This window comes from Ensifer sp. 38_S197, assembly GCF_056924495.1.
In genome coordinates, this window is the sequence record NZ_JBXOVZ010000002.1 from 2,693,365 (window position 1) to 2,717,308 (window position 23,944).

Consider the following 23,944-nt stretch of genomic DNA (forward strand, 5'->3'; position numbering starts at 1 on the left):
TAGATGCTAGGCGCGCTCACTGGCTGCTCCTTCCGTCGTGGCTTCGTCCTCGTCGTGACGCTCGCCGGCATTGACGAGCAGTATGCCGACGATCGCCATCGAAAGCCCCAGCATCTCGCGGCCGGTCAGCACATGGCCGAAGACGAATACGGACACCAGCGTGATGATCGCGACACCCGAACCTTCCCAGATCGCGTAGGCGACGCCGACGGAGATCGTCTTCACTGCCTTGGCCAGGAAGACGTAGGAGAGCGCGATCGAGACATACATGACGATGTGGCCGAGATAAGAGCCGTTCGATGAGGCGGCCTTCATCACCGTCAGGCCCACCACTTCGGTCGCGATGGCGAGCGCGAGGAAAAACCATGCAAGACGCATGCGGAACCTTCAATAGAGAATTGGATCGACCGCCTCTTAAGCGCTACGTGTGACGCGGTAAAGATGCGCCATATGCGTTCCTATTCGAAGACGATCTGCCGAACATCGATGTTGCGGGCGCGGAAGCCGGCTTCGCAATAGTAGAAATAGAACTCCCATAGCCGCTTGAAACGCAAGTCGAAGCCCAACGGTTCGATCCGGTTCCAGACCGACCAGAAACGCTCGCGCCATTCGCCGAGTGTCCGGGCGTAATCGATACCGAAGCCGAAGTCGTTGATCATGCGTAGGCCGACATGGCGGCCAAGGTCGATGAGATGTTCGCGCGTCGGCAGCATGCCACCCGGGAAGACGTATTTCTGAATGAAATCCGGATTGGATCGGTATTCCTCGTAGGCTTCGGACTTGATGGTGATGATCTGCAGACCGGCCCTGCCGCCGGGCTTCAGGCATCTCTTGAGCTGCGAGAAATAGGTCGCCCAGAATTTTTCGCCGACCGCCTCGAACATCTCGATCGAGACGATGCGGTCATAGATGCCTTTTTCCTCGCGGTAGTCCTGGAATTTCAGTTCGACCCGATCGGCAAGCCCGGCCCGGTGGATGCGTTCGCGGGCGAAGGCCAGTTGCTCGCGGCTGATCGTCAGCCCCGTCACCTTGCAACCGATCTCGGTTGCCGCGAATTCTGCAAAGCCACCCCAGCCACAGCCGATCTCCAGCACATGATCACCCGCCCGAAGATTGGTCGCTTCGGCAAGGGCGCGATACTTGGCGGCCTGCGCGGAGCGGAGATCGTTGGCACCGGCGGCATAGAGCGCCGACGAATAGGTCATGCTCGGATCCAGCCATTCGCTGTAGAAGGCATTGCCGAGGTCGTAGTGAGCGGAAATGTTGCGGCGCGCGCCGGACTTCGTATTCGCATTGCGCCAATGCAGGAAGTTTTCGACAAGCTGTAGCAGGCCGCGCGCCCGGTTCGGGAAATGCGCTCCGATCTCGGCGTTTACGAGGAAGAGCTCGAGAAAGGCTCCTACATCGGGGCTGTCCCAATCGCCGTCGATGTAGCTTTCCGCCGCGCCGATCGTGCCGCCTGTTACTGCCCGTTTCGGCAGGTTCCAGTTGTTCAAGGTGAGGATCGCGCTTGGGCCCGCTCTCTTGCCTCTGATCACCAGCTTGCGGCCATCGGGGGCGGAGAGCATCAGCGTCCCGATCCGAAGATGCACCAGTGCGTTCAACACCATCCGTGCCTTCAGCGGAAAATCACGCAACACCGTTGCCAGATTGCCGGAGGAAAGCTCTTCCGCGCCGTCGAATGCGGCAAAGTCGGCTTCCGGACCACGCATACACCATCCCCTCAGCGGTTGCATCCGTAAGGAGAGCCTAGCGGCAATCGGCCGAGACGCCAACTGTGGAATTCTACCGGGGGCTTGTATCCGTCACGGTTCTCTCGGCGCGCTTGCGATCTCGCCGAAGGCTGCGAGCGCCCGTTCCCGCGCACTGGCGTGGTCGACGATCGGATTTGGATAGGTCGTGCCGAGTTCGATGCCAGCCGCTGCCAGGACGGCGGCAGGAGCGGAAAAGGGGCGATGGAGATAGCGCCGATCGAGCCGCCCGAGTTCCGGCACGAAGCGCCTCACATAGGCTCCGTCCGGGTCGAACTTTTCGCCTTGGAGAACAGGATTGAAGATCCGGAAGAACGGCGCCGCGTCGGCGCCCGATCCCGCGACCCATTGCCAGCTTGCCGCGTTGTTGGCCGGATCGGCATCGACCAGTGTGTCGCGAAACCATTGCTCGCCTTTCCGCCAGTCGATCAGCAGGTCCTTGATCAGGAACGAGGCGGCGATCATGCGCACGCGATTGTGCATGTAGCCATGTTGCCAGAGCTGGCGCATGCCGGCATCGACGATCGGGAAGCCGGTCAAACCCTTCGTCCAGCGGGTGAAATCGTCCTCACGGTCGAGCCAGCGGAAATGGTCGAACCGGCGATCGAGGTTGCGGTGCGGGAGTTCCGGATAGTGAAACAACAGATGGTAGGAGAACTCGCGCCAGCCGATTTCCTTACGAAACGTGGCAACGCCTTCACCGTCCGCGATCTGCATTCCCTGCGTCGCGTGCCAGACCTGCGCCGGCGAGATCTCTCCGAAAGCGAGGTGAGGCGAGAGCAGGGATGTGCCGTCGGTGCCCGGGAAGTCGCGGCGAACCTTATAGTCTGCCAGCTTCTCGTCGATAAATTCGTGGAGGCGCGCAACGGCACCCTGCTCGCCCGGCGTCCATATCTCGCTGAATGTGGCTGCCCAGTTGGGCTTCTTCGGTAGCAGCGCCCAGTCACTGAGTGTTTCCGATTCCGGCCAGATCCCCGGTTTCGCGACATGTCGTGGTTCATCGACGGGCGGCGAGGGGACGATTTTGGATTCGAGCGCACGCCAAAATGGCGTGAAGACGCGGTAAGGGCCGCCTGTCGTCGTCAGCAGGCGCATAGGCTCGTGCAGCAGTTGCCCGGGAAAGCTCTCCGCGATGATTCCCCTGGCGGCGAGTGCTTTTTTCAGGGACGTATCGACCGTGATGCCATTCGGATCATAGCGCCGGTTCCAATTGACGCGACTGGCGCCCGTGGTCTGCGCCACATCGCTGATGACATCCAGCGGGGCGCCGGAGCGGAAGATGAGTTGCGAGCCGTGGCGGCCGAGGCGGGCAGCTAAGGCCTCCAGCGAATGGTGCAGCCACCATCGCTGCGCCGCACCCAGTGGGCCGTTGCCGCTTTCATCCGGCTCCCGGATATAGAGCGGAATGACGGGGGCCTCAGCCGCCGCGGCCGCAAGGGCCCTGTTATCGGCAAGGCGCGGATCCTTGCGGAACCACACGATGATCGGCGCCGCCTTTGTCATAGGTACCGTCTAGAATGGGATTGATCACCCGGGGAACATAGGTGCAAAATGAAAAAGAGCCATTCGCATTTCTGCAAATGGCTCTCTTTGAAACTGGCTCCCCGGGCCGGATTCGAACCGGCGACCTATCGATTAACAGTCGAGTGCTCTACCGCTGAGCTACCAGGGATCATCCGCGCCGCTGTTTCGCTGTGCGCTTCAGAAGTGAGGCTGCTAATACGCATGCTTTTCTGATTTGCCAAGCGGTTTTTTCAAAAAAAATGACAAGTTCGGTTGCGAGGCTGTGGAGAAGCCCCCAATTGTGGGAAAAGACGCCGGATAGCGAATGATGAATAAAAACAGGAAGCAGACGCACTTCGGGATTGATCCGCAGACGCGCCAGATCGTGCTCGGCAAATGGCGCATCACGCTGCCGCAATCGCCGCTGCTGCGTATCCTGCTGGGCTCGCTGCTGGTGTTCTGCGGCTTTCTCGGCTTTCTGCCGGTGCTCGGCTTCTGGATGATACCGCTGGGCCTCATCGTTCTTTCGCACGATATCCCGTCCGTTCGCCGCCGCCGCCGTCGCTTGGCTGTCTGGTGGGCACGCTGGCGCGGACGCGCGAATTCCTCCAACGGCTCGTGACCCAAGAGCTGCCGCCCACTTTTTCGATAGATCGCGAAACATTTGATCGATCTGGATCGCAACCAGCCTGAGCGCTTCCCGCTTCTCCACCATTTGATTCCCACCGAACCAGCGAGCCCCTTGTTGAGGGAGGGCGCCGAAAACTTTTCGGCAACCCATCAAACGCATAATGCGGTCGCGAATCAGGATGGGGACGCATGGCCAAAGCCACTACGAAACGTCGAAGCCGGAATTCCGGTCGGAGCAGGGGTAAACAAGGTGGAATGGCACCGTGGTATCTGGCTGCGGCGCTGACCATTGGCGGCGTGGTCGCCTATGATCACCGCGCCGAATTGAAACACTGGCCGGTGGCATCGGACGTGCTGGCCTTCACATCGCGCCACGAATCGAAGCCGAAGCCCGTTCGCGCCGCTCAGAAAACGGACGAGCGTCCCGCCCAGCAAGTCGAGAGGCAGAAACCGAATCCGGTGACGAGAGTCGCGCTTGCCACGCCGGTGCCGTCCGTTGACGTCGGTGCAAAGGCGCCGACACCTGAAATGCGGCCGAACGAGGAAGTGAAGACGGCATCAATCCGCACGGATCAGTTTTATTTCTGCGGGATTCGCAACGACAATTGCGTGATCGACGGTGCCACCTTCCTGTACCGTGGCGAAACGATCCGCGTGGCAGACGTCGACGCACCGCGCATCCGCCAGGCGAGCTGCGACAAGGAGCGTTCGCGCGGCTTTTACGCCAAGCAGCGCCTGCGCGAACTGCTGAATGCGGGTGACTTCAAGCTGGAAGCGGCGAGCGGCCGTCCGGATGCCAAGTCCGGTGAAAAGCTGCGGCTGATCACCCGCGGCGACCAGTCCATCGGGCGCGTGCTCGTCAACGAAGGGCTGGTGCGGCCATGGACGGGGCACGCGACGCCCTGGTGCTGAAGCCAATCCGGGATGCGATCGGCGGAGCTTCGCGATCGCTCTGTGGAAAGTATCTATCTTGCAAATCGACGGCGCGTTTTTCGGAAAATGCCTCTTGCGGTTTTTCTGCAATCATTCTAAATCCGCGCCAACGCTCGGTTATCCGAGCTGTGAGGCCTCGTGGCGGAGTGGTGACGCAGAGGACTGCAAATCCTTGTACCCCGGTTCAATTCCGGGCGAGGCCTCCAAAAACTCTCACCTCATTCTCGTGTGAACAGACGTTCTGCCTCAGGGCAGAGCGATTGCATGATTGTTGCTTTGCCTCCACACGCCCGCGCAAGCCACGTTTTCTAGGTCTCGTTCGGATCTTATCGCTTCGGTGAAATCGGTAGAGGGGGAACGATGACTCCGCTGGCATCAGCCGCATCGGTAGCGTCCGTCATCATCAAACGGAGGCAATGGCATTTATGAAAGCGAAACTTGTCCTGACGGGACTGGCCCTCTTTGCTGCGACCGCTATCGAGGCGCGGGCAGAGGACCTGGTTTTCAAACTGAAGAACAACACGAGCGCGGTACTGACGAACTTTTACACGTCGCCCGTAGGCGTCAACGAGTGGGAGGACGATGTTTTCGGCCGGCAGGTGCTGAACCCCGGAGAAGACATGGAGATCACCATCGCCGACGGCCGGGATGTCTGCAAGTACGACATGCGCTTCGAGTTCGAAGAAGGCTCTGGCCTCGATACGACCGAAGATACCCAGGACCTCTGCGAACTCGGCGAATACACGATCCACGAATAAGCGGCGCGACGTCAGATCGTCGCAAACAGACAAAGGGCCTCGCCGCTGCTTACAGCGGCGAGGCCCTGTCAAACATCAGATTTTGTCCGGAGGTCAGTGGTAGCGGCGGATCAGTCCGACGAGCTTGCCCTGGATTTTCACCCGATCGGGCCCGAAAATCCGTGTCTCGTAGGCGGGATTTGCGGCTTCGAGCGCAATCGATGCGCCCTTGCGTCGGAAGCGCTTCAGCGTCGCTTCCTCGTCGTCCACGAGCGCCACGATAATATCGCCGGGATTGGCCGTGTTGCTATTGCGGATGATCACCGTGTCGCCGTCGAAGATGCCGGCTTCGATCATCGAGTCGCCCTTGACTTCGAGGGCGTAGTGTTCGCCGTTGCCGATCATGTCGAGCGGAACGGTGATGTCATGCGTGTTGTTCTGGATAGCCGAGATCGGCACACCGGCAGCGATGCGGCCCATCACAGGCACTGAAACCGAACTATTTTCGGCCATTGGCGCCGGCTTCGGCAGCGCGGCTGGAGGAGGTGCAGCCGGTTTGCCGAGGCTGCCCTCGATCACGCTCGGCGAGAAACCGCGGCGCGGCTGCTGCTGGCTGGATGCGTAGGCTTCCGGAAGCTTGATGACCTCGAGCGCACGGGCCCGGTTTGGCAGACGGCGAATGAACCCGCGTTCTTCGAGCGCCGTGATCAAGCGGTGAATGCCGGATTTCGACGCCAGGTCGAGCGCATCCTTCATTTCATCGAATGACGGCGGTACACCCGACTCCTTCATGCGTTCGTGAATGAACAGAAGCAATTCCTGTTGCTTGCGGGTCAGCATGGCACGTCGCTCCAGAGGCGTGAAACAAATCAAGAACAGACACTATCTGTTCCATATGTGTTCTGCAAGTGCCTAAAATTCCGTGAATTCAGGCAATTGGCGCGTCTGCGCCTGTCGATCGGTCACTTTTACGGGAGCAAAGCGGGTTTGGGCGATGAATACGTGCGAAATGGGGCCCGCGGCGTGGCACATCGCGAGGCCGTGGGTTTGATTCGAACGATTCGTGAGCGTTGTCGTGGAGCAGGCCAGGGGATGCGTTCAAGTGGAATCGTTGCAGCGGAAAGGTGCCCCGGAAACAAGGGTGCTAGAGCGACCTTGGTGCGTTCATCGGAACGCACGGCGCTTTAGGCCGGCTGCGTGGTCGAGCAGGCGTCTTCGAATTCCCTCACCGTCTCGGGGGTGTTGTCTTCGGGAAGCACGGCGTCCGCCGCATCGGTCGCGACAGGGGTGTCGCCGTCATAGACGAACGACTGGATGTAGAACGCGATCGCGCCCTTCCACACTTTGCGTCCGTCGATCTGATGGCAGGGAACGGCGGATTCGAAATCGGTCTGCAGTTCGTCAACCGTGGCGGCGCTGAGCTTGACGTCAGGCATATTGGGCGATGCGACTATCGAAGCGAGGAGCAGGGCGGCAAGCACGGTGATCGTCCACTTTGATGCAAGGGTGGGACTACGGGTCGGTTAACGATGTGAACCGCGCTTTCGTTCCGGAGTCCAGCAAGCCTGGCAATCACGCTGACGTGTTCAACAGCTCTTTGAGTGTAAGCTGTGACTGTTTTACGTCATGCAGCCGATGCAGAAAGGCGGAGAACGGAAGTTGCCGTGTCGGGATCGGTGCGGGCGTGGCTGATATCGAGGATCGGCACGTCTTTGCAGCAGCGGCGCTCACTATAGTGAGTGCTGCGACAACGATGCCGGCGCCAGCGCATTTTCAGTGGGAATGGCGGACAGGGTGGGATTCGAACCCACGGTACGGTCTCCCGTACGCTGGTTTTCAAGACCAGAGCCTTAAACCACTCGGCCACCTGTCCTTGCCTGAAGTTGGCGCTAATGGCCTACCGGGCACGGCGTTATTGCGCGAAGCCCTGTCGCTTTGCAAGATTTAACATGCATCGCCGAAAGATTTTCTCGGTGGCCGTGCCTGAGGGCGCAGGCCTGCTGCGCCGGCAACCATCTGTAAACCATAACGCATGAAATCCCGCGCTGATCTGTGGATGAGTTCGCATTTTTGCCTTGTTGCTGTCATGGTTCATCGACTGTTCCGTTTCGGGACGCCGAGATTTCCGCTGGGGGCATGAGCGGAAGGTTTCGAGTACGGCTTATTCGATCGATGTTGTGGGACAGATGACATCCAGTAAAAATGCGGCATATCTGGTCAAGGGATTGCGCCTTGCGGCGGTCCCCATGCTGTGCGTAACGCTTGCGGCCTGCGGATCCACGTCGAGCATCAAGAAGTCCAAGTCGCGCAGCAAGGAATACTTCGCCGAATCCGTTTATGGTGTGAAGGCGAGCCCGCGCGTTGCCAACGGAAACAATATTCCGAAGGGCGGCGGACGTTACCAGGTCGGCAAGGCCTATCAGGTCAAGGGCAAATGGTATCAGCCGAAGGAAGACTTCGGCTACAACAAGACCGGTGTCGCTTCCTGGTACGGCTCGGCATTTCACGGCCGGCTGACTGCCAACGGCGAGGTCTACGACAAGGCGCATCTGTCGGCCGCCCATCCGACGTTCCCTCTGCCGAGCTATGCGCGCGTCACCAACATGGAAAACGGCGCGTCGGTGATCGTGCGCGTCAACGACCGTGGCCCCTATGAATATGGCCGCATCATCGATGTCTCCTCGAAGACCGCCGATATGCTCGACATCAAGCGCAAGGGCAGCGCGCAGGTGCGCGTACAATATGTCGGCCGCGCGCCGCTCGAAGGCAACGACATGCCCTATCTGATGGCTTCTTATGTCCAGAAGGGCGAACGTGGCCCGAGCGTGATGCCGGAGGGCCAGATCGCGACCGGTGTGATGGTCGCATCGAACGAGCCGTTCCGCAATCAGAGCCTTGGCACGCTCACCGTTCCCGCAAAGGCTTCGCTCGACGTCGGCGAACCGGTGACGGCACTTGCCGCGCCTGTGCCGCAGTTCGCCCAGCCGCAGTCGCTGAATGAGTTCGTGATGCTCCCGGAGATCGGCCCGATCCCGCGCGAGCGGCCGGAATTCATCCCGATGCCCGACGGCAACGCGGCCTACGCGGCAGCCTATTACGAAGTTCGCGTCAGCGACGCCGAGTCGCCGTTTGAAGCGATCATGGCAGACAAGAAGCAGCTTACCCCCCAGGTGATTGTCGATTACGCGAAGCACCAGAAAGCAAGCGGTTCTGTCCGACAACCGTAAGCGGCGTTGTGCCAAAATGACCACGCTGCTATGGCCAAGGGGAAACGGGAGTTTCCCATGCGCATGAAGATGTTTTCGGCGGTGTTTTTCGGTGGTGTGTTGTTTGCTGGCGCCGTACTTGCGCAGACGCCGACGCCTGCCTTCGATACCAAGGCAAAGCAGATCCTGCTGGTCGATGCCGAAACCGGCACCGTGCTCTTCTCGCGTGCCGAAAACCAGCCGATTCCGCCGGCATCACTCGCCAAATTGATGACGATGGAAGTCGTGGCTGAGGCTCTCGGCAAGGGCGAACTTTCCGCCGAAACCACCTTCGAGGTGTCCGAGCATGCCTGGCGTACCGGTGGTGCCCCGGCCGGCACCTCGACGATGTTTGCCGCATTGAAATCCCGCATCCGCGTCGCCGACCTGTTGCAAGGCGTGGCGGTGCAGCTTGCCAATGATGCCTGCATCATCCTTGCCGAGGGCATGACCGGCAACGAGGCCGCTTTTGCCGAGCGCATGACGGCGCGCGCTCGCGAGCTCGGCATGCCGGTTGCGACGTTCCGCAACGCCACGGGGCTGCCTGATCCCGGCAACCAGATCACGATGAGCGAACTGGTAACGCTCATGCGGCATCTCCATGAGGCCCATCCGGATCTCTACCGGCTCTATTCGCAGCCGGAGTTTGAGTGGAACAAGATCCTGCAACGCAACAAGAACCCGCTGATCTCGGCCAATATCGGTGTGGACGGACTGGCGACCGGTTTTGCCGAAGGCTTCGGTTTCTCCCTGGCCGCCTCGCTGCAGCGCGGCGGCCGCCGGGTCTATCTCGCCATGGGCGGTCTCGAAACCGACAAGGAGCGCATCGAGGAGAGCCGCAGGGTGCTCGATTGGGCGATGACCGCCTTCGAGAAGAAGCGGATTTTTGCCGATGGGGAAGCGATTGGCGAAGCGGCCGTCTATGGCGGCGATGCGTCTCACGTCCCCCTGGTGGCGGGCGGTCCCGTCGACGTGCTGTTACCAGTCGACAACCCGGAACGGCTGACGGCACGGATCGTCTATAGGTGGCCCTTGCGTGCACCGGTGGCGGCTGGAACGGAGGTCGGCGTCGTCAAATTGTGGAATGGCGAGAAACTGCTGCGCGAAGTGCCGGTCAAGACCGCCAGCGCCGTGGGGCAGGGCACGTTGACCAGCCGCGCTCTCGATGCGCTGCAGGAGCTGCTGTTCTTCTGGATTTAGTCGCCCTATCTGCGGTGAGCCTGTTCCTGCCAATTCATCGCCGCCTGACGGTTTCGCACCGCGGACCAATCGGCTAAACAGGGCCGGAGCGGGATGAGGAAAAGCGTGTGCGGTTTTCCGCCCGCATCCCGGTCTAACTTATGAGAACCGGTCATGATGATTGGGTCGATTCGACCCAATCATCATGACCGGGGTCGCATGCCGATATGGGAAAGCATGGTGTCGCTGAAAAAAGGTCTGTTCGTAACATTCGAGGGCGGGGAGGGTGCCGGCAAGTCGACGCAGCTCCGCCTTCTGGCCGAATCCCTGCGCGCTCACGGCTACGAGGTGCTGACGACGCGCGAGCCTGGGGGATCGCCCGGCGCCGAAGCGGTCCGCCACGTGCTGCTTTCGGGGGCGGCGGAGGCCTTCGGGGTTAAGATGGAAGCGATTCTCTTTGCCGCGGCCCGCAGCGACCACGTCGAAGAGGTCATCCGCCCGGCGCTCGAACAGGGCACGATCGTGCTTTGCGACCGCTTCATGGATTCCTCGCGCGTCTATCAAGGGATCACCGGCAATCTCGAACAAAGCTTCGTCGAAAGCCTCGAGCGCGTGGCGATCAACGGCGTCGTGCCGGATCTGACCGTGATTTTCGATCTGCCGGCCAGCATCGGCCTCGAACGGGCGCAGCGGCGCGCCGGCGACGACAATCCCGACCGTTTCGAGAAGGAGCAACTGGAGACGCACGAAAAACGGCGGGAGGCCTTTCTCGATATCGCCAGGCGCGATGCCGAGCGATGCCGGGTGGTCGACGCGACGCAACCCGTCGAGGCCATCGCCGCCGAGGTGCTTTCGCTCGTGGAGTCGCTGCTGCCGCACGGTAACGGCGCCGACGCTGCGACCGAGGAAGTCGTGTCATGAGCGCGGAAAGAGCCGGCGTCCTGGATGGCGCCATCGCGCCCGCCGAGAACAATCGGCTATTCGGCCATGAACAGGCGGAAAGCTTCCTGGCGCAGAGCTACCGCTCCGGCAAGGGACACCACGCGATCCTGATCGAGGGGCCGGAGGGGATCGGCAAGGCGACGCTCGCCTTCCGCTTTGCGCACCACATTCTGAAACATCCCGAACCCGCTGAAGCGCCTGCCGCGCTTTCCGATCCCGATCCGTCTTCCGCCATCGGGCGGCAGCTTGCCTCGGGTGCCTCGCACAATCTGCTGCACCTGACGCGGCCGATCGATGAAAAGACGGGCAGGGCGAAGGGCGCGATCACGGTCGACGAGGTTCGGCGCGCCGGCAAGTTCTTCAGCCAGACGTCCGGTACGGGCAACTGGCGGATCGTCATCATCGACCCGGCCGACGACCTCAACCGCAATGCTGCCAATGCCATCCTGAAGATACTCGAGGAGCCGCCGCGCCGCTCGCTTTTCCTGGTGCTGACGCATGCGCCTGGAAAATTGCTGCCGACGATCCGCTCGCGCTGCCTGCCGCTACGGCTGAAGCCGCTCGACGCCGTTCCGCTCCGCCAGGCACTGGCTCATCTCGGATTCGATCTCGAGGGCGAGAATGCCGAGCGCATCGTCGCGGCCGCCAATGGCAGCGTCGCCGAAGCGCTGAAGCTGATCAATTATGGAGGGCTGGAGATTGCCGCGACCTTCGATGGGATCCTCGCAGGGCAGGGCCCGGCGGTCCGCAAGGACATGCACAAGCTGGCGGACGTGCTCTCGGGCAAGGACAGCGAAACGATCTTCGAGTTTTTCCAGGCGCTCGCCAGCGACCGCATCATGCGCGACGCGCGCGAGGCCGCGATTGCCGGAGACATCATGCGCGCCGAGCGCTTCGCGCGGCTATCGGCCTCCGTGACCGAGCGCCTGACGGTCAGCGACGCCTACAATCTCGACCGCAAGCAAACCATCCTGTCGCTGCTCGACGACATGAAGGCGGCGCTATAGCGTCGCCTGGAAGCGCCATTTGCGCTCGATTGCCGCCTGCAGGTCAAGCTTGTGGTGGTGGGCGAAGAGCAGGACATGCCCGAGCAGGTCAGCGGTCTCATCGGCCATCAGGACCTTGAGTTCCTCCGTTGATTTTCCGTGACGCCGGCCACGACCGCTAAGCTTGTTCCAGACCTGGGTCAACTCCCCAAGTTCCTCCTGCATCTTCAGGATGAACCAATCGGAATCGCGCTCGATCCCGTGCGCGCCGGCATAGCCGGCAGAGGCGGTTTCAAATTGGCTGCCAAGTCGCTCCAGCATGACTCACCCTCTTCTTTCTGTTTCCGTTTTGTTCTAGTCGGCGCGTGCGGATTGCGCAAGGTTTTCGGCGTCGGCGGGATCTCTCCGGCAGGCCTTTTCACGGATCGCATGTTTCTTCCTTTAAGCGTATGCGCTAAGAGCGTGCGTAGCTTAATCCGAGATAGATCGAATCCGCCTATGAGAGACACGTCCCCTTTCTACATCACCACCGCGATTTCCTACCCGAACGGCCGGCCGCATATCGGCCACGCCTATGAGTTGATCGCGACCGATGCCATGGCGCGCTATCAGCGCCTCGACGGACGTGACGTGTTCTTCCTGACCGGCACGGACGAGCACGGCCAGAAGATGCAGCAGACGGCGCGCAAGGAAGGCGTGACGCCGCAGGAACTGGCCGATCGCAACTCCGCGGAATTTCAGAAGATGGCGGTACTTCTGAACGCGTCCAACGACGACTTCATCCGCACGACCGAAAAGCGCCACCACGAGGCGTCGCAGGCGATCTGGATCCGCATGGGCGAGGCTGGCGATCTCTACAAGGATTCCTACGCCGGCTGGTATTCGGTACGCGACGAAGCCTACTACCAGGAGAACGAGACCGAACTGCGCGACGATGGCGTCCGCTATGGGCCGCAGGGAACGCCGGTCGAATGGGTCGAGGAGCAGAGCTACTTCTTCCGCCTCTCCGCCTATCAGGAGAAGCTCCTGAAGCATTACGAGGAAAACCCTGATTTCATCGGACCGGCCGAGCGTCGCAATGAAGTGATTTCCTTCGTGAAATCGGGTCTCAAGGACCTCTCGGTTTCGCGCACGACCTTCGACTGGGGCATCAAGGTTCCGAACGACCCGGCGCATGTGATGTATGTCTGGGTCGACGCGCTGACAAACTATCTCACTGCCACTGGCTATCTCGACGATCCCAAGGGGCCGCGCGCCAAGTTCTGGCCGGCGAACGTCCATGTGATCGGCAAGGACATCATCCGCTTCCATGCGGTCTACTGGCCGGCGTTCCTGATGTCGGCCGGCCTGCCGCTGCCGAAGCGCGTCTTCGCCCACGGCTTCCTGCTCAACAAGGGCGAGAAGATGTCGAAGTCGCTCGGCAACGTCGTCGATCCGTTCAACCTCGTCGAGCATTTTGGTCTCGACCAGATCCGTTATTTCTTCCTGCGTGAAGTCTCCTTCGGTCAGGACGGCAGCTACAGCGAGGAGGGGATCGCGACCCGCATCAACTCCGACCTTGCCAATGGTATCGGCAACCTGGCGAGCCGTTCGCTGTCGATGATCGTCAAGAACTGCGACGGTCAGATCCCGGTCTGCGGCACCTTGACCGACGAGGACAAGGCGATGCTGGCGGCCGCCGACGCACTGTTGGAAACGACGCGCGACGAGATGGGCAAGCAGATGATCCACCGGGCACTGGCGGCGATCATCGCCGTCGTCTCGGAGACGGACCGCTATTTCGCCGGCCAGGAGCCCTGGGCTCTGAAGAAGACCGATCCGGCGCGCATGGGTACCGTGCTTTACGTCACCGCCGAGGTCGTGCGACAGATCGCCATCCTGCTGCAGCCCTTCATGCCGGAATCGTCGGCAAAGCTGCTCGATCTGGTCGCCGCTCCGGCAGACAAGCGCAACTTCGCAGCACTCGGCGAGGCGGGACGCCTTGTCTCGGGTACACCGCTAGAGGCGCCGAAGCCGGTCTTCCCGCGCTATGTTGCACCGGAAGCGCAATAAGGCACTTTGAGCATGCTGATCGATACGCATTGCCATCTGGATTTCCCCGACTTCGAGGCGGAACGCGATGCCATTGTCGCGCGTGCGCGCGAGGCCGGTGTCGAGCAGATGATCACGATCTCGACCCGCGTGAAGCGGTTCGAGACGATCCTTTCGATCGCCGAAGCCTATCCGAACGTTTTCTGTTCCGTCGGCACGCATCCCCACAATGCGGATGAGGAACTGGACATCACGACCGAAGATCTTGTCCGGCTATCGGCACATCCGAAGGTGGTTGCGATCGGCGAGGCGGGTCTCGACTATTTCTACGACAACGCGCCGCGCGATGCACAGGCCGAGGGCTTGCGCCGTCATATCGCCGCAGCGCGCGAGACCGGTCTGCCGCTCGTCATTCACAGCCGTTCGGCCGATGAGGACATGGCGGCGATCCTGACCGAGGAAACCGGGAAGGGGGCTTTCCCTTTCCTTCTGCACTGCTTCTCTTCCGGTCCTGACCTCGCCCGCCTCGGCGTCGAACTCGGCGGCTACGTGTCCTTTTCGGGCATCCTGACCTTCCCGAAATCCGAAGAACTGCGCGAGATCGCCAAAACCGTGCCGCACGACCGGATGATCGTCGAGACCGACGCGCCTTATCTCGCGCCGAAGCCGTTCCGCGGCAAGCGCAACGAGCCGGCCTATGTCGCCCATACGGCTGCGGTGCTCGCTGAAACGATCGGTGTGAGCACCGAGGAGATCGCAACGATCACGACGGAAAACGCCTTCCGCATCTTCTCCAAGATGCCGAGGATCTGACATGGCGTTCCGGCGCGCCTTCACCATTCTCGGCTGCGGCTCGTCGCCGGGCGTCCCGCGCATTACCGGTGACTGGGGCGCCTGCAATCCTGAGAACCCAAAGAACCGGCGCATGCGCGCGGCTCTGCTGGTCGAACAGACCGCGCCCGATGGCGGCAAGACGACGGTCGTCATCGACACCGGGCCGGATTTTCGGGCGCAAATGGTTGCAGCAGAGGTGCGCCACGTCGATGCGGTGCTCTATACCCACGCCCATGCGGACCATTTGCACGGCATCGACGATCTGCGCGGCTACGTCATTGAAAACCGGAGAAGGGTGCCGATCTGGGCCGATGCCTATACCATGGGGCGAATCCGCGAAGGCTTCGGGTATTGCCTGCAATCACCTCCCGGAAGCGGTTATCCGCCGATCGTCGAGCCACGAATCATTCCCGACGATCTATCGCCCGTCGTGATCACCGGCGCCGGCGGGCCGATTCCGTTTCGGCCGCTAATGCAGTTTCACGGCAACATCCATTCGCTGGGGTTCCGTATCGGCGATTTCGCCTACTGCAGCGATGTCAGTGATTTTCCTGCCGAAACCGTCGCCAAGCTCGACGGTCTCGATCTCCTGGTCATCGATACACTGCAGTACAAGTTTCACCCGAGCCATCTGTCGCTGGTGCAGTCGCTCGGCTGGATCACCAGGCTGCAGCCGAAGCGGGCGGTGCTGACGCATATGCACGTGCCGCTGGATTACGACACGGTTCAGGGCGAAACGCCTGATCACATCGAGCCGGCCTACGACATGATGCGGCTCGAATTCGACGTCGACGATCCCGCGCCTGCCGATAACGCGTAAATTAGATTAGAATTACTATCTAATATACGGATTTATTTGGAAAAATAGGGTGCGAGATTGGAGCGGATGCGCTCCAGTACCGTGGCGCCGGAAAGATCCGGAACGAAGCGCTGCCCGGTGATCTTCTCGAAAGCCTCGATATAGACCGCCGAGGTCTGCTCGATGAGATCGACAGGAATTTCCGGGATCGGATCCTTGTAGGGATCGCAACGCGCGGTGACCCAGGCGCGCACGAAATCCTTGTCGAAACTTTTCGGGCGTTCGCCGCGTTCGAAGCTCTGCTGATAGCTGTCGGCGATCCAGTAGCGGCTGCTATCGGGTGTGTGGATCTCATCGGCGAGAATGATCGTGCCGTTCTCGTCGGTGCCGAATTCGTACTTGGTGTCGACGAGGATCAGGCCGCGCTCGGCGGCGCGCTGCTGCCCACGGGCAAACAGTGCCAGCGCATATTGCCAGACCGTATCCAGTTGTTCTTTCGTCAGCAGTTCTTGCTCGAGGATGGTTTCGGCCGAAAGCGGCTCATCGTGACCGCCGTCGAAAGCCTTGCTGGTGGGCGTAATGATCGGCTGTGGCAGCTTTTCGTTGTCACGCATGCCGTCCGGCAAGGTGATGCCGTACATCTGGCGTTCGCCGTTGCGGTACTTAGTCAGGATCGAGGTGCTCGTGGTTCCAGCGAGATAACCGCGCACGACGACCTCGACAGGCAGGATGTCCAGGCGCTTGCCGATGACGACATTGGGGTCCGGATAGCTGACTACATGGTTCGGGCAGATGTCGGCCGTTTCCTCGAACCAGTAGCGCGCGGTCTGGGTCAAGACGTGACCCTTGTGCGGAATGGAGGTCAGGATGACGTCGAAGGCGCTCAGCCGATCCGTCGCGATGATGATCCGGTTGCCGTCGGGCAGATCGTAATTTTCGCGAACTTTGCCTTTGTAGCGGTTTGGCAGTTCCGGAATGAAAGCATCTGAAAGAACGCGCAATTCGCTCATCACATCTGGCCTTGAAAGAAGTGTCGATCGCTGGAACGCTAAGCAGGCCGGAAAGGCCGGGTCAAGTTCGGCAAGGCAAGGAACAGTGCGCAATCCATGTTTTCCGGCATATACGAAAGTTCCATAATCTATCTTATGTGATCTTTGTGTGTAGCCGGGTGGGTTCAAGGATGAAGTGCGACTTGCGATAGATACCAATGGGTTGTCACTCGCAAGGAATGGCTCATGAGACGCACCTACTCCCAAATTGATATAGACGAACGTCGTAGGATCGCCCGCTGGCGAGCGGCTGGCCTGAGTGCCACTGTTATCGCCGAGAAGCTTGGGCGGCACCGCTCGACGATATTCCGTGAGCTCAGCCGCAATGCTTTTGAGGATGCGCAAATGCCGGAGCTCAGCGGCTACTACTGCGTCACCGCCAATGAGATGGCGCGTGAGCGCAGAGCCAAGCTGCGCAAGCTTGCTCGGTTTGCGCATGTGCGCCGATCGGTGATCGAGCGGATCATGCATGGCTGGTCGCCGCAGCAGATCGCCGGCCGCATGCGGCTGGAGCGTCATCCGATTTCCGTCAGCTACGAGACGATCTACAAATTCGCCTATTCTCCAGACGGTCAGGCCATCAAGCTATGGCGACATCTGCCGGAACGGCGTGCGAGACGTCGGCCACGGCACGCCAGGCGGCGCCATGGCCGTCGTTTCAGACCAGAACTCAACATACTCCACCGCCCGGACTCGGTGGCCGAACGCAAGCAATTCGGACATTGGGAGTGCGATCTCATTCAGTTTCGCAAGAAGTTCGGCAAGGCCAATGTGACGTCGCTGGTTGAGCGGGTCAGCCGCTTTGCCGTCCTCCTCCGCAACAACGACCGCCAGTCGCGGCCGATCATGGAAGGGCTGATCCAGGTGCTGCAGTCCCTGCCCCACGCTGCTCGACGCTCCATCACCTTCGACCGTGGCACTGAGTTCAGCGAGTGGCCCTATCTGCAGGCTGGCATCGGAGCGCAGCCATGGTTTTGTGACCCGCAGTCGCCCTGGCAGAAAGGCACGGTCGAGAACACCAATGGCCGCGCGCGCAAATGGCTTTCGAGAGAGGTTGATCCCCTGTCGATCACCGATGGTGACCTGAAGGACATCTGCGATCAGCTTAACTCGACACCGCGGAAATGCCTCGGCTACCGAACGCCCGCGGAAGTCTTCCGCAAGAAACTACTCGCGCAAATGCGACGTGTCGGTTAGCATTGCACGCCCAAGTCGCAGTTCGGCATGAACCCACACCGCAAAGTTAAAGTGTCCTGATCCTGCAAAGTTGGAATGTCACTCTCCCCGGGTTTTGATGGCCCAGGAGATTTCAGCTTGCGGCACCCCATAGGAGACTGACGCCCGCACCGAGCAACAATGCGTCCATGATGTGCCTGAAGGCTTCAGGCGTCAGGCGGAGCAGAAAAGGTTTGGCAATCAGCGAGCCGACCATCAACGATCCGCCCACCAAGAACCCTTTTGCCAAAGCCGCGAATGGCAGAGCGCCGAAACTTTGAAACGTGAGCGTCTTGGTGACGTAGATCGCAAGCGACGCTGCGGCTTCTGTGCCGATGAAGCTCCCTTTTGTCAGGCCGTATCCGATGAACACCGGTACGGATACGGGTCCGGTCGAAGCGACAATGCCCGTCAGGAAACCTATGGCAGCTCCCGCCAACGCGAGATGTGGCAGCTTCAGTTGCCGCAAATGTGCGGCAAGCCAGCGGCGCATTGGGATCATGGTCAAGAAGAAGATTCCGATTGCCGCATCCACTGTGCGCGGAGGCAGAACCAACATTGTCCGCGCGCCCAGCGCTGCTGCCGGTATCCCTGTTGCAGCATAGGCTGCAACTGCATGCCAGTCGACGGAGCGCCACCATACGAGAATGCGGGAGACATTTGCCATCACGGCGGCGACGGCCATGATCGGGATGGCTTCCTTTGGGCCATTAACGTACGCGAGCACCGGCAGGAGCATCATCGAGGCGCCCGTACCGATAATGCCGCTAACGACCCCGGCGAGCAGACCGATGATGAGGACGAGAAGCAAGCACGGGCTCCATTAATTTCTGACGTTTCACGGATAAAATTCGAGATTTCTGATTCTGAAAAGCAGAACGCCGCTCCGATCCTTGCCAGCCTGCGAGAGCCCGTTTCTACGGTTCGAAAAAAAACGTTCGCGCGGGCGCCGGGCGGCCCTGCCTGATCGGTTCATTTCGGAAAACATCACCAACTTATGATATATAAGGAAGACTACTCAAAATATGATGTAATTATATGATTATATTTGGTAATATTGCACCGCCTCGATGCCGAGGAGTGCCCGCCGCTGCCACACGACCATTTCCAAAGCGATCCGCTGTCCTATGCTTGTTTGAAACTGGCTTGGATGGAGAACACGATGTTCAGGACCTTTTCCATTGCCCTCAGCCTGGCGGCCCAATTTATCGCGGCGGGTGCCACACGCGCGGAAGAGCCTGTCGATACGGCGCGATTGATCATACAGGAGCAGATCGCCGCCTTTCTGCGTGACGATGCGGAGGCCGCCTATTCCTTCGCCTCGCCCGAGATCCGCGGCAAGTTTCCCGACAAATCCGCCTTCTTCGACATGGTCAAGCGCGGCTATCGGCCTGTCTATCGACCGGGTAATTTCGCCTTTGGCCGGTCGAAGGTCGTGGGCGACCAGATTATCCAGGAGGTGCTGATCTCGGCCCCCGATGGCAAGGACTGGACGGCGATCTACCAACTCGTAAAGCAGCCGGATGGCAGCTACAAGATCAATGCCGTGATGATGCTGCAGTCGGCGCCGGGGCCGGCGATCTGAGCGCTATCGCGCCTCATACCGGCGGCAGGTCCCCTCGCCGCCAGTTTTCCTGGGTTTCGGCCATGAAGTCGGCAAAGCGCCCCTCGTCGATCGCGAGGCGAATGCCGGCCATGAGTTCCTGATAGTAGGCCAGGTTGTTCCAGCTCAGAAGCATGCCGCCGAGCGACTCGTTCGAACGGATCAGGTGATGCAGATAGGCGCGCGAATAGTCGCGCGTCGCCGGGCACGAGGATTGTTCGTCGAGCGGGCGCATGTCTTCGGCGTGCCGCGCATTGCGCAGGTTGATGCGGCCGTGGCGCGTGAAAGCAAGACCGTGGCGTCCCGAACGGGTCGGCATCACGCAGTCGAACATGTCGATGCCCTCAGCCACCGACCTCAGGATATCGTCGGGCGTGCCGACCCCCATGAGGTAGCGCGGCTTGTCCACCGGCATGATCGGGCACGTGATGTCGAGCATGCGCAGCATCACCTCCTGCGGCTCGCCAACCGCAAGGCCGCCGACGGCGTATCCTTTGAGATCGAGGCCTTTCAGCGCTTCGGCCGAGCGCTCGCGCAGCTTCGGGATATCGCCGCCCTGCACGATGCCGAACATCGCTTTGCCCGGCTGGTCGCCGAAGGCGACCTTGCAGCGCTCGGCCCAGCGCAGCGACATTTCCATCGCGCGTTCGATTTCCTTGGGCTCGGCCGGCAGCGCCACGCATTCGTCGAGCTGCATCTGGATGTCGCTGTCGAGCAGACCCTGGATCTCGATCGAGCGTTCCGGCGACATATGGAAGATCGCGCCATCGACATGGCTCTTGAAGGTGACGCCCTGCTCATCGAGCTTGCGCAGGCCCGCAAGCGACATGACCTGGAAGCCGCCCGAATCGGTGAGGATCGGTCCCTGCCAGCGGATCAGCCCGTGCAGGCCGCCAAGCCGGGCGACGCGCTCGGCGCCGGGGCGCAGCATCAGGTGGTAGGTGTTGCCGAGAATGATGTCGGCGCCGAGATCCTTCACTTGGTCGAGATACATCGCCTTGACCGTGCCGACCGTGCCAACAGGCATGAAGGCCGGCGTGCGGATCGTGCCGCGCGGCATGGAAACCTCGCCGCGACGGGCCTTGCCGTCGGTTTTGTGGAGCTTGAACTGAAAGGTCTCGGTCATCTAGTCTTTCCGGAAAAGCAGGCTGGCATCGCCATAGGAATAGAAGCGGTAGCCGGTCTCGATCGCATGTGTGTAGGCCGCGCGCATCGTTTCCAGGCCCGAGAAGGCCGAGACCAGCATGAACAGCGTCGATTTCGGCAGGTGGAAATTGGTCATCAGCATGTCGACGGCGCGGAAGCGGTAGCCGGGCGTGATGAAGATACCCGTCGGACCGGACCAGGACTTGACGGTCCCGTCTTCGGACGTGGCGCTTTCGATCAGCCGCAGCGAAGTCGTGCCGACGCAGACGATGCGCCCGCCCCGTGCCTTGACGGCGTTGAGCCGCTCGGCCGTGCGGGCGTCGACGTGGCCGATCTCCTGGTGCATCACGTGGTCGTCGGTATCGTCGGCCTTGACCGGCAGGAACGTGCCCGCGCCGACATGCAGCGTCACGAAGTGCCGTTCGATGCCGGCCTCGTCGAGCTTGGCGAAGAGACGGTCTGTGAAGTGCAACCCTGCCGTGGGCGCGGCAACGGCGCCGTCCTCCCGGGCATACATCGTCTGGTAGTCAGCGCGGTCCCGGGCGTCTTCGGCTCGTTTCGAGGCGATGTAGGGTGGCAAGGGAATGTGGCCGACCGCCATGATCGCCTCGTCGAGCGACGGGCCCGAAAGGTCGAAGCGCAGCGTCACTTCACCGGCATCGCCCTTCTCTTCCACGGTCGCGTCGAGCGTACCGAGCAAGCAGCTCGCGCCGTCATGGCCAAAGGCGATGCGGTCGCCAACCTTGAGCCGCCGCGCCGGGCGGGCAAAGGCCTTCCAGCGATCGGGTGCCGTGCGCATGTGCAGCGTCAGCGAAACGGGCGTGGTGATCTCCTCGCCGCGGCGGCGAATGCCTTCCAGTTGTGCGGGGATAACCTTGGTGTCGTTGAAGACCAGTGCGTCGCCTTCCCTGAGGAACGACGGCAGATCGAGCACGCCCATGTCGGACAGAACTTCCGGGCCATCAGGGCGAACGATGAGCATGCGGGCGCTGTCGCGCGGGCTTGCAGGCCTAAGCGCAATCGAGGTTTCCGGAAGGTCGAAGTCGAACAGGTCTACGCGCATCGTTATCTTCAGACAAAAGCAAACCCGCCCCGGCGCAGTTGGCGACCGGGGCGGGTCCGTGCATTAGCGCAAATCAGGCGTCGGCGGCAACCCGCATCGTCACGATCGAGTCGGGGTCACGCACCGGTTCGCCGCGCTTGATCTTGTCGACATTGTCCATGCCCTCGATGACCTGGCCCCAAACGGAGTATTGCTTGTTGAGCCAGGGGGCATCGGTGAAGCAGATGAAGAATTGCGAGTTTGCCGAGTTCGGCATCTGGCTGCGGGCCATCGAGCAGGTGCCGCGAACGTGGCTGACGTTCGAGAATTCCGCCTTCAGATCCGGCTTGGAGGAGCCGCCCATGCCGGCACGCGCCGGGTTGAAGTGCTCGCCGCCGGTCTTGCCGTACTGAACGTCGCCGGTCTGCGCCATGAAGTCCTCGATCACGCGGTGGAACACCACGCCGTCATAGGCACCTTCGCGAGCCAGTTCCTTGATGCGGGCGACATGACCCGGAGCGACGTCAGGCAGAAGCTCGATGACGATCTTGCCCTTGGTGGTCTCCATGATGATCGTGTTTTCCGGATCCTTGATCTCGGCCATGGGTTTTCTCCTTCTGTTGACTTTACTTGCCGACCTTGACGCTGATCATGCGGTCGGGATCGGTAACGGAGCCGTTGTTGGCATCGTCACCGAGCTTGATCTTGTCGACGTTCTCCATGCCGGAAACGACCTTGCCGACGACCGTATACTGGCCGTTCAGGAAGTCGCCCGGCGCGAACATGATGAAAAACTGCGAATTGGCGCTGTTCGGATCCTGCGAGCGGGCCATGCCGACCGTGCCGCGTTCGAACGGAACGTCGGAGAATTCCGCCGGCAGGTCAGGCCGCGAGGAACCACCGGTACCGGCAGCCTGCGGCTGGTAGCCGTTTTCCATGTCGCCATACTGCACGTCGCCGGTCTGGGCCATGAAGCCCTTGATCACGCGGTGAAAGGCAACGTTGTCATATTCGCCGGCGGCGGCAAGCGCCTTGATCTGTTCGACATGCTTCGGAGCAATGTCCGGACGCAGTTCGACGACGACGGGCCCATCCTTGAGCGTGATCGTGATGAAGTTGTCGGCCGATTGTGCGATCGCCGTTCCCGTCCAGGAGGCAAGCGCAAGGGCGCCGGCGAAAGCGAGGTGGAGGATTTTCATGGTTTCTCCCTGCGTGGTGAAATTGTGCCGCGCGTCAGGCGCGGCGTTTGGCCTGCAGCGCTTGGTAAACTGCCGCAGGCACGAAGGCGCTGACGTCACCGCCCATGGCCGCGATCTGGCGGACCAATGTGGCCGTAATGGGCCGCGATGCCGTGCCCGCGGGCAAGAATAACGTCTGGATGTCGGGGGCCATCTGCCGGTTCATGCCCGCCATCTGCATTTCGTAGTCGAGGTCAGTGCCGTCGCGAAGGCCCCGCACCAGCAGTTTCGCGCCGCGCGCGCGTGCTGCATCGACGACCAGATTGTCGAAGGCGACGACATCGATGTCACCGGCCCTTTCGGGCAGAAACTCCTGCAGCGACTGACGGATGAGCTCGGCGCGTTCCTCGAAGGAGAACAGCGGCGCCTTCCCCGGGTGGATGCCGATTGCGACGATGACCTTCGCCGCCACGTTCAGCGCCTGCACGAGCACGTCGAGATGCCCGTTCGTCATCGGATCGAAGGAGCCGGGATAGAATGCCGTGGTCATCGCACCTGTTTCCGTTTGGTGAAGCCTTTTGTCACGTACGGCGACGGACCGCAAGAGTTGTGCAGATAGCTAAGGGCTGTTCCCTGGGAAACAGCGGGACAGAAAGAATGAATGCTAGATGAATGCCATGTTCAACGGTGCTTCACACGCAGAACGTTAGTGTAGCACCATAAAACAACGGAACTTTTCGAACGTACTGCCGTTTAGGAAGCGAAAGGATTACGGCTATGGGACTTGCTCTGTTTTCGATGGCGATGTTTTTCACGATGCTTTTCGCAACGATTCAAGGACTTCGCAACGAGTCCCGTGACCGGCGCGAGCAATACGTGACCCAGAAGATCTTCCGTTGATGGAGGGCGTCATGGCCACCCTGTTCATGATCGCGGCAGCGGTCATCAGTTTCGTCTTTTTGATCGATTTTGCCCGGACGATACGCGACCTCCAGCGCGATCGCCAGGGTTCGGAGCGGCTCGACGGTTTCAACGTCTAGCAGCCCAACGGCTTCGCGAATGAAGCTTGGTAATAAGCGGCCGTCGTTCCTTCCCTTCCCCTGAGGCGACCGCCTTTGCAAGCCGGACGGCATCCCCTGCC

26 protein-coding genes and 3 tRNA genes are annotated in these 23,944 nt (G+C 60.9%); 14 read left to right on the forward strand and 15 right to left on the reverse strand.

Translation table 11 applies throughout. From position 1 onward, the window contains the following. Nucleotides 1-6: 6 nt before the first annotated feature. The 4 genes from AC1Z3V_RS26140 to AC1Z3V_RS26155 all read right to left on the reverse strand — a co-directional run bounded on the left by AC1Z3V_RS26140 (nt 7) and on the right by AC1Z3V_RS26155 (nt 3,423). Nucleotides 7-378, reverse strand: a complete 372-nt coding sequence (locus tag AC1Z3V_RS26140; protein ID WP_483502543.1) for an SMR family transporter — start codon at nt 376-378, stop codon at nt 7-9. Nucleotides 379-458: 80 nt separating this feature from the next. Then, nucleotides 459-1,712 (reverse strand): class I SAM-dependent methyltransferase, encoded by a 1,254-nt coding sequence (locus AC1Z3V_RS26145; RefSeq protein ID WP_483502544.1) that lies wholly within the window; start codon nt 1,710-1,712, stop codon nt 459-461. Nucleotides 1,713-1,805: 93 nt separating this feature from the next. Then, nucleotides 1,806-3,254, reverse strand: coding sequence for a cryptochrome/photolyase family protein (locus AC1Z3V_RS26150; RefSeq protein WP_483502546.1), 1,449 nt, complete (start codon nt 3,252-3,254; stop codon nt 1,806-1,808). Between the two features lie 94 nt (nt 3,255-3,348). Then, nucleotides 3,349-3,423, reverse strand: a tRNA-Asn gene (locus AC1Z3V_RS26155). A gap of 159 nt (nt 3,424-3,582) precedes the next feature. Between AC1Z3V_RS26155 and AC1Z3V_RS26160 the strand changes: the two genes are divergently transcribed. The 4 genes from AC1Z3V_RS26160 to AC1Z3V_RS26175 all read left to right on the forward strand — a co-directional run bounded on the left by AC1Z3V_RS26160 (nt 3,583) and on the right by AC1Z3V_RS26175 (nt 5,575). Beyond that, nucleotides 3,583-3,876 carry a hypothetical protein gene (locus tag AC1Z3V_RS26160; protein WP_429820254.1) on the forward strand — a complete coding sequence of 98 codons (294 nt, stop codon included), beginning with the start codon at nt 3,583-3,585 and terminating at the stop codon, nt 3,874-3,876. Between the two features lie 263 nt (nt 3,877-4,139). Further along, complete coding sequence (locus AC1Z3V_RS26165) at nt 4,140-4,796, forward strand: thermonuclease family protein (RefSeq protein WP_483502548.1); 657 nt, start codon at nt 4,140-4,142, stop codon at nt 4,794-4,796. Nucleotides 4,797-4,949: 153 nt separating this feature from the next. Next, nucleotides 4,950-5,023 (forward strand) — tRNA-Cys (locus AC1Z3V_RS26170). Between the two features lie 219 nt (nt 5,024-5,242). After that, nucleotides 5,243-5,575 (forward strand): hypothetical protein, encoded by a 333-nt coding sequence (locus tag AC1Z3V_RS26175; protein WP_483502550.1) that lies wholly within the window; start codon nt 5,243-5,245, stop codon nt 5,573-5,575. A 93-nt stretch (nt 5,576-5,668) separates the two neighbouring features. On the opposite strand, the gene lexA is transcribed toward AC1Z3V_RS26175, so the two are convergent. The 3 genes from lexA to AC1Z3V_RS26190 all read right to left on the reverse strand — a co-directional run bounded on the left by lexA (nt 5,669) and on the right by AC1Z3V_RS26190 (nt 7,427). Beyond that, nucleotides 5,669-6,394: a transcriptional repressor LexA gene (lexA, locus tag AC1Z3V_RS26180; protein ID WP_429820305.1), complete on the reverse strand. Its 726-nt coding sequence runs from the start codon at nt 6,392-6,394 to the stop codon at nt 5,669-5,671. A 344-nt stretch (nt 6,395-6,738) separates the two neighbouring features. Further along, entirely contained in the window at nt 6,739-7,035 is a 297-nt protein-coding gene (locus tag AC1Z3V_RS26185) for a hypothetical protein (RefSeq protein WP_483502551.1), read from the reverse strand. A gap of 302 nt (nt 7,036-7,337) precedes the next feature. After that, nucleotides 7,338-7,427, reverse strand: a tRNA-Ser gene (locus tag AC1Z3V_RS26190). A 313-nt stretch (nt 7,428-7,740) separates the two neighbouring features. On the opposite strand from AC1Z3V_RS26190, the gene AC1Z3V_RS26195 reads away from it, so the two are divergent. The 4 genes from AC1Z3V_RS26195 to AC1Z3V_RS26210 all read left to right on the forward strand — a co-directional run bounded on the left by AC1Z3V_RS26195 (nt 7,741) and on the right by AC1Z3V_RS26210 (nt 11,927). Next, nucleotides 7,741-8,781, forward strand: coding sequence for a septal ring lytic transglycosylase RlpA family protein (locus AC1Z3V_RS26195; RefSeq protein ID WP_483502552.1), 1,041 nt, complete (start codon nt 7,741-7,743; stop codon nt 8,779-8,781). 57 nt (nt 8,782-8,838) lie between these two features. Continuing rightward, a complete protein-coding gene (locus AC1Z3V_RS26200; protein WP_483502553.1) occupies nt 8,839-9,999 on the forward strand; it encodes a D-alanyl-D-alanine carboxypeptidase family protein in 1,161 nt (386 codons plus the stop codon). Nucleotides 10,000-10,215: 216 nt separating this feature from the next. Beyond that, nucleotides 10,216-10,899, forward strand: a complete 684-nt coding sequence (tmk, locus tag AC1Z3V_RS26205; RefSeq protein WP_483502555.1) for a dTMP kinase — start codon at nt 10,216-10,218, stop codon at nt 10,897-10,899. After that, nucleotides 10,896-11,927 (forward strand): DNA polymerase III subunit delta', encoded by a 1,032-nt coding sequence (locus AC1Z3V_RS26210; protein ID WP_483502556.1) that lies wholly within the window; start codon nt 10,896-10,898, stop codon nt 11,925-11,927. The genes tmk and AC1Z3V_RS26210 overlap by 4 nt, the downstream gene beginning before the upstream one ends. Here AC1Z3V_RS26210 and AC1Z3V_RS26215 read toward each other — a convergent pair. After that, complete coding sequence (locus tag AC1Z3V_RS26215; protein ID WP_483502558.1) at nt 11,922-12,227, reverse strand: pyrophosphatase; 306 nt, start codon at nt 12,225-12,227, stop codon at nt 11,922-11,924. The two genes, AC1Z3V_RS26210 and AC1Z3V_RS26215, sit on opposite strands and share 6 nt — an antisense overlap. Nucleotides 12,228-12,404: 177 nt before the next feature. Here AC1Z3V_RS26215 and metG point away from each other — a divergent pair, with 177 nt between their 5' ends. From metG to AC1Z3V_RS26230, 3 genes are read left to right on the forward strand one after another with little or no spacing between them, the layout of a single operon-like run. Next, nucleotides 12,405-13,958: a methionine--tRNA ligase gene (metG, locus tag AC1Z3V_RS26220; protein WP_483502560.1), complete on the forward strand. Its 1,554-nt coding sequence runs from the start codon at nt 12,405-12,407 to the stop codon at nt 13,956-13,958. A gap of 12 nt (nt 13,959-13,970) precedes the next feature. After that, nucleotides 13,971-14,750 carry a TatD family hydrolase gene (locus tag AC1Z3V_RS26225; protein WP_483502561.1) on the forward strand — a complete coding sequence of 260 codons (780 nt, stop codon included), beginning with the start codon at nt 13,971-13,973 and terminating at the stop codon, nt 14,748-14,750. A gap of 1 nt (nt 14,751) precedes the next feature. Then, nucleotides 14,752-15,591: an MBL fold metallo-hydrolase gene (locus AC1Z3V_RS26230; RefSeq protein ID WP_483502563.1), complete on the forward strand. Its 840-nt coding sequence runs from the start codon at nt 14,752-14,754 to the stop codon at nt 15,589-15,591. A 32-nt stretch (nt 15,592-15,623) separates the two neighbouring features. Here AC1Z3V_RS26230 and AC1Z3V_RS26235 read toward each other — a convergent pair whose 3' ends face one another. Further along, nucleotides 15,624-16,571 carry a phosphoribosylaminoimidazolesuccinocarboxamide synthase gene (locus tag AC1Z3V_RS26235; RefSeq protein WP_483504155.1) on the reverse strand — a complete coding sequence of 316 codons (948 nt, stop codon included), beginning with the start codon at nt 16,569-16,571 and terminating at the stop codon, nt 15,624-15,626. Between the two features lie 234 nt (nt 16,572-16,805). On the opposite strand from AC1Z3V_RS26235, the gene AC1Z3V_RS26240 reads away from it, so the two are divergent. Continuing rightward, a complete protein-coding gene (locus AC1Z3V_RS26240; protein ID WP_483502564.1) occupies nt 16,806-17,816 on the forward strand; it encodes an IS30 family transposase in 1,011 nt (336 codons plus the stop codon). A 112-nt stretch (nt 17,817-17,928) separates the two neighbouring features. Here AC1Z3V_RS26240 and AC1Z3V_RS26245 read toward each other — a convergent pair whose 3' ends face one another. Then, nucleotides 17,929-18,645, reverse strand: coding sequence for a sulfite exporter TauE/SafE family protein (locus AC1Z3V_RS26245; RefSeq protein WP_483502566.1), 717 nt, complete (start codon nt 18,643-18,645; stop codon nt 17,929-17,931). A gap of 351 nt (nt 18,646-18,996) precedes the next feature. Here AC1Z3V_RS26245 and AC1Z3V_RS26250 point away from each other — a divergent pair, with 351 nt between their 5' ends. Continuing rightward, nucleotides 18,997-19,419 carry a DUF4864 domain-containing protein gene (locus tag AC1Z3V_RS26250; RefSeq protein WP_483502568.1) on the forward strand — a complete coding sequence of 141 codons (423 nt, stop codon included), beginning with the start codon at nt 18,997-18,999 and terminating at the stop codon, nt 19,417-19,419. A gap of 13 nt (nt 19,420-19,432) precedes the next feature. Here the strand turns inward: AC1Z3V_RS26250 and tgt are convergent, their stop codons facing one another. The 5 genes from tgt to coaD form a co-directional block, all read right to left on the reverse strand. After that, nucleotides 19,433-20,563, reverse strand: coding sequence for a tRNA guanosine(34) transglycosylase Tgt (tgt, locus tag AC1Z3V_RS26255; RefSeq protein WP_429815250.1), 1,131 nt, complete (start codon nt 20,561-20,563; stop codon nt 19,433-19,435). Beyond that, nucleotides 20,564-21,646, reverse strand: a complete 1,083-nt coding sequence (gene queA, locus AC1Z3V_RS26260) for a tRNA preQ1(34) S-adenosylmethionine ribosyltransferase-isomerase QueA (protein WP_483502570.1) — start codon at nt 21,644-21,646, stop codon at nt 20,564-20,566. Between the two features lie 73 nt (nt 21,647-21,719). Continuing rightward, nucleotides 21,720-22,229, reverse strand: coding sequence for a peptidylprolyl isomerase (locus AC1Z3V_RS26265; RefSeq protein WP_057250311.1), 510 nt, complete (start codon nt 22,227-22,229; stop codon nt 21,720-21,722). 22 nt (nt 22,230-22,251) lie between these two features. Continuing rightward, nucleotides 22,252-22,824, reverse strand: a complete 573-nt coding sequence (locus tag AC1Z3V_RS26270) for a peptidylprolyl isomerase (RefSeq protein ID WP_429815256.1) — start codon at nt 22,822-22,824, stop codon at nt 22,252-22,254. A gap of 34 nt (nt 22,825-22,858) precedes the next feature. Continuing rightward, the gene (gene coaD, locus AC1Z3V_RS26275) at nt 22,859-23,353 is read right to left on the reverse strand and encodes a pantetheine-phosphate adenylyltransferase (protein ID WP_429815259.1); all 495 of its coding nucleotides are present in this window, start codon (nt 23,351-23,353) and stop codon (nt 22,859-22,861) included. 361 nt (nt 23,354-23,714) lie between these two features. Here coaD and AC1Z3V_RS26280 point away from each other — a divergent pair, with 361 nt between their 5' ends. Further along, nucleotides 23,715-23,843: a hypothetical protein gene (locus tag AC1Z3V_RS26280; protein WP_255571450.1), complete on the forward strand. Its 129-nt coding sequence runs from the start codon at nt 23,715-23,717 to the stop codon at nt 23,841-23,843. Nucleotides 23,844-23,944 lie beyond the last annotated feature (101 nt).

What these genes read in the sequence shown, in the direction of transcription:
- metG (WP_483502560.1), top strand. Translation starts at nt 12,405, where the DNA reads ATGAGAGACACGTCCCCTTTCTACATCACCACCGCGATTTCCTACCCG.
- AC1Z3V_RS26145 (WP_483502544.1), bottom strand. Translation starts at nt 1,712, where the DNA reads ATGCGTGGTCCGGAAGCCGACTTTGCCGCATTCGACGGCGCGGAAGAG.
- AC1Z3V_RS26175 (WP_483502550.1), top strand. Translation starts at nt 5,243, where the DNA reads ATGAAAGCGAAACTTGTCCTGACGGGACTGGCCCTCTTTGCTGCGACC.
- AC1Z3V_RS26250 (WP_483502568.1), top strand. Translation starts at nt 18,997, where the DNA reads ATGTTCAGGACCTTTTCCATTGCCCTCAGCCTGGCGGCCCAATTTATC.
- AC1Z3V_RS26195 (WP_483502552.1), top strand. Translation starts at nt 7,741, where the DNA reads ATGACATCCAGTAAAAATGCGGCATATCTGGTCAAGGGATTGCGCCTT.
- AC1Z3V_RS26230 (WP_483502563.1), top strand. Translation starts at nt 14,752, where the DNA reads ATGGCGTTCCGGCGCGCCTTCACCATTCTCGGCTGCGGCTCGTCGCCG.
- AC1Z3V_RS26140 (WP_483502543.1), bottom strand. Translation starts at nt 378, where the DNA reads ATGCGTCTTGCATGGTTTTTCCTCGCGCTCGCCATCGCGACCGAAGTG.
- AC1Z3V_RS26240 (WP_483502564.1), top strand. Translation starts at nt 16,806, where the DNA reads ATGAGACGCACCTACTCCCAAATTGATATAGACGAACGTCGTAGGATC.
- lexA (WP_429820305.1), bottom strand. Translation starts at nt 6,394, where the DNA reads ATGCTGACCCGCAAGCAACAGGAATTGCTTCTGTTCATTCACGAACGC.
- AC1Z3V_RS26270 (WP_429815256.1), bottom strand. Translation starts at nt 22,824, where the DNA reads ATGAAAATCCTCCACCTCGCTTTCGCCGGCGCCCTTGCGCTTGCCTCC.
- AC1Z3V_RS26225 (WP_483502561.1), top strand. Translation starts at nt 13,971, where the DNA reads ATGCTGATCGATACGCATTGCCATCTGGATTTCCCCGACTTCGAGGCG.
- AC1Z3V_RS26210 (WP_483502556.1), top strand. Translation starts at nt 10,896, where the DNA reads ATGAGCGCGGAAAGAGCCGGCGTCCTGGATGGCGCCATCGCGCCCGCC.
- AC1Z3V_RS26265 (WP_057250311.1), bottom strand. Translation starts at nt 22,229, where the DNA reads ATGGCCGAGATCAAGGATCCGGAAAACACGATCATCATGGAGACCACC.
- AC1Z3V_RS26200 (WP_483502553.1), top strand. Translation starts at nt 8,839, where the DNA reads ATGCGCATGAAGATGTTTTCGGCGGTGTTTTTCGGTGGTGTGTTGTTT.
- AC1Z3V_RS26215 (WP_483502558.1), bottom strand. Translation starts at nt 12,227, where the DNA reads ATGCTGGAGCGACTTGGCAGCCAATTTGAAACCGCCTCTGCCGGCTAT.
- coaD (WP_429815259.1), bottom strand. Translation starts at nt 23,353, where the DNA reads ATGACCACGGCATTCTATCCCGGCTCCTTCGATCCGATGACGAACGGG.
- AC1Z3V_RS26280 (WP_255571450.1), top strand. Translation starts at nt 23,715, where the DNA reads ATGGCCACCCTGTTCATGATCGCGGCAGCGGTCATCAGTTTCGTCTTT.
- tgt (WP_429815250.1), bottom strand. Translation starts at nt 20,563, where the DNA reads ATGACCGAGACCTTTCAGTTCAAGCTCCACAAAACCGACGGCAAGGCC.
- queA (WP_483502570.1), bottom strand. Translation starts at nt 21,646, where the DNA reads ATGCGCGTAGACCTGTTCGACTTCGACCTTCCGGAAACCTCGATTGCG.
- AC1Z3V_RS26165 (WP_483502548.1), top strand. Translation starts at nt 4,140, where the DNA reads ATGGCACCGTGGTATCTGGCTGCGGCGCTGACCATTGGCGGCGTGGTC.
- AC1Z3V_RS26150 (WP_483502546.1), bottom strand. Translation starts at nt 3,254, where the DNA reads ATGACAAAGGCGGCGCCGATCATCGTGTGGTTCCGCAAGGATCCGCGC.
- tmk (WP_483502555.1), top strand. Translation starts at nt 10,216, where the DNA reads ATGGTGTCGCTGAAAAAAGGTCTGTTCGTAACATTCGAGGGCGGGGAG.
- AC1Z3V_RS26160 (WP_429820254.1), top strand. Translation starts at nt 3,583, where the DNA reads ATGAATAAAAACAGGAAGCAGACGCACTTCGGGATTGATCCGCAGACG.